Source organism: Spirosoma jeollabukense (genome assembly GCF_054777855.1).
Window position 1 is genome coordinate 1 of the sequence record NZ_BAAHAD010000125.1, and the last position, 514, is coordinate 514.

Genomic DNA, 514 nt, shown 5'->3' on the forward strand with positions numbered 1-514 from the left:
CGTCATGTTTCGTCGCTTGCCACGTCCTTCCTCGCCATCAGAAGCCTTAGGCATCCCCCAGACGCCCTTTTGCTGTGTGTTGACCACACTCTTACTCAATACCTATCAAAAACAGGCTGCTCAACGGCAAACCTAGTTCTCTTGACTCACGATCATCACAATCATGAGTCAGTCTCTCCCTGTAGGTCAAAGAACATATGAACCCGAATGGTTCAAGTGGAGAATAACGGATTCGAACCGTTGACCCCCTGCTTGCAAAGCAGGTGCTCTAGCCAGCTGAGCTAATCCCCCTTCATGCTTGTTACTGTGGGCCTGCGTGGACTCGAACCACGGACCTCTACATTATCAGTGTAGCGCTCTAACCACCTGAGCTACAAGCCCAGACTTTGCATATTGACATCAATGGTTATTCATAATGGCTCCAAAAAGGAGGTGTTCCAGCCGCACCTTCCGGTACGGCTACCTTGTTACGACTTAGCCCTAGTCACCGAGTTTACCCTTGCCCGGCTGTCAC

General features: G+C 50.8%; 2 tRNA genes and 1 rRNA gene. All 3 read right to left on the minus strand.

The features are described from left to right. Positions 1 to 217: 217 nt before the first annotated feature. Positions 218 to 291: transfer RNA gene (locus tag ACYVEA_RS34870), tRNA-Ala, on the minus strand. Positions 292 to 307: 16 nt separating this feature from the next. Continuing rightward, positions 308 to 381: transfer RNA gene (locus tag ACYVEA_RS34875), tRNA-Ile, on the minus strand. Positions 382 to 425: 44 nt separating this feature from the next. Further along, positions 426 to 514, minus strand: a 16S ribosomal RNA gene (locus tag ACYVEA_RS34880); the annotation flags it as partial.